At 71.7% G+C, this 2264-nt stretch carries 3 protein-coding genes; all 3 read right to left on the bottom strand.

Going from position 1 to position 2264, the window contains the following annotated elements; translation table 11 throughout:
* The coding region (locus tag VF468_18995) for a hypothetical protein (GenBank protein ID HEX5880378.1) at nucleotides 1–348 on the bottom strand (348 nt) is incomplete at its 3' end.
* Nucleotides 349–354: 6 nt separating this feature from the next.
* The gene (locus VF468_19000; GenBank protein ID HEX5880379.1) at nucleotides 355–1167 is read right to left on the bottom strand and encodes an ATP-binding cassette domain-containing protein; all 813 of its coding nucleotides are present in this window, start codon (nucleotides 1165–1167) and stop codon (nucleotides 355–357) included.
* 47 nt (nucleotides 1168–1214) lie between these two features.
* Nucleotides 1215–2264: histidine--tRNA ligase (gene hisS / locus VF468_19005; GenBank protein ID HEX5880380.1), on the bottom strand; the 1050-nt coding region annotated here is incomplete at its 5' end.

Consider the following 2264-nt stretch of genomic DNA (forward strand, 5'->3'; position numbering starts at 1 on the left):
GGTCAGGAGGACTGGGGCGATGGCGATCACCGGCACTGCCTGGACGACGACGGCGACCTGACCAAGGCCGCGCGCCAGCGCGGGGCGCAGTCCTCCGACCAGCGCCAGCAACGACCCCACCACCATGCCGGCAGCCAGTCCGCGCACGGCATGGGGCACCGTCGCGACTGTCCCGCGCAGGAGCACCTCGCGCCCTGAGGCCTCAACAACGGCGGAGTGGAGGACGGCGGTCAAGGGAGGCCACACCTCACCGAACGCACGCGACCGTCCGATCAGCTCCCAGAACGCGAGTGTCGTCGCCACACCGACGACGGGCCCGGCTCCTCGGGGGAAGGAGATCCTGGTCATGCACCATCACCAACCGGCCTGGAGCAACCCCTCCAGCTCGGCGGCCACGCCGTGAAACGCCGCATCGCGTAGCAGACTGGCATCGCGAGGCCGAGAGAACGGAACCGGCCGGTCGGCGAGCACTCGACCGGGCCGCGCCGACAGGACAAGAACCCGATCGGCCAGAAACACGGCCTCCTCCACCGAATGCGTGACGAGCGCCGTCGTCACGCCATCAGCGAGCCAGATGTGCTGCAGCTCCACCGTCAGGCGGCGGCGCGCGACCGCGTCGAGGGAACCCATGGGTTCGTCCAGCAACAGCAACGCCGGTCGGAGCACGAGTGCTCGGGCGATCGAAGCACGCTGGCGCATTCCGCCAGAGAGCTGGGCCGGCCGGGCGTCCGCGAAGGCATCGAGACCAACAAGGCGTAGCAACGAATCCACTCGAGCCTTGTCAGGCGACTGGCCGGCCAGATGGAACGGCAGAGCGACATTGGCACGGGTCGAGAGCCAGGGCAGCAGACCGTGGTCCTGGAAGGCGATGCCGATCCGGTGAAGCCGTGACAGCTCATGGGGTTCCATCCCAGCGACCAACACATCGCCAGCACTTGGCGTAATGAGGCCGCCGAGCATCCGAAGTAGCGTGGACTTGCCGCACCCTGATGGCCCGAGGAGCGCGACGAGTTCGCCGGCGCCAATCGTGAACGACACGTCCTCGACGGCCCGCAGGGACATGCCTCGGCGGCCCGGGAACTCGTGCGTCACCCCATCGACGGTGACGTTGCAGGCATCAGGTGCGACCAGCCGCGTATCGCGGTAGCGAACTGTTCTCGCCCTCATCCGGTCAGCTTATCGGACGAAAGCTTCAGTGTGTAGCAAATCGGTCGTCAGCCGCGTTGCATCGGGTCGGGGTCGGCGGCGACCCGGCGCACGTGGTCGACGACCTGGTCGAGGGGGACGGGCCGCTGGTCGCGGGCGGCCATGTCGCGGACGGCGGCCTGGCCGGCGGCCAGCTCCTGCTCGCCCAGGATGACCACGGTGCGGGCCCCGGCCTTGGCGGCGGCCTTCATGTGGCCGTTGAGGGTCCGGACGGTGTAGGGCAGGTCGGCGACCAGGCCGGCCCGGCGCAGGTCGCGGACCACGGCCTGGGCCGGGCCCTTGGCCGCGGCCGTCAACGGCAGGACGAGGGCGTCCAGGCGCCAGGGGTCGGCCGGGAGGCGGCCGGCCTGCTCCAGGGCGAGCACGGTCCGGTCCAGGCCGAGGGCCCAGCCGATGCCGGGGGCGGGCGGGCCGCCGAGGGCCTCGGAGAGCCCGTCGTAGCGGCCGCCGCCGCCGAGGGCGTTCTGGGCCGCGTCCAGCGACCCGGCCTGCCACTCGAAGGTCGTCCGCTGGTAGTAGTCGAGCCCGCGGACCAGCCGGGGCGCCTCGACCCACTCGACCCCGACGCCGGCCAGGAGCTCCCGCACGCCCTCGTCGTGGGCCTTGCAGGGGCCGCAGAGGTAGTCGCGCAGCAGCGGCGCCTCGGCGGTCAGCTCCTCGACCAGCGGGTCCTTCATGTCCAGGACCCGCAGCGGGTTCTGCTCGGCCCGGACCCGGGCGGACGCCGGCAGCCGGTCGCTCAGGCCGTGGAGGAACCCCAGCAGCGCCTCCCGGTAGGCGGGACGGCAGACCGGGTCGCCCAGGCTGGTCAGCAGCAGGGTGACCGGGATGTCCAGACGCCGGAACACCTCGTGGCCGACCAGGACGACGTCGGCGTCGATGGCCGGGTCGTTGGAGCCCATGGCCTCGATGTCGACCTGGGTGAACTGACGCTGGCGGCCGGCCTGGGGCCGCTCGTAGCGGAACTGGGGGCCGGCGCAGACGACCTTGGTCAGGCCGGTGGTGAGCCGGCCGTGCTCGATCAGGGCCCTGACGATCCCGGCGGTCAGCTCGGGGCG

The organism is Actinomycetota bacterium, from assembly GCA_036280995.1.
GTDB lineage: Bacteria > Actinomycetota > CALGFH01 > CALGFH01 > CALGFH01 > CALGFH01.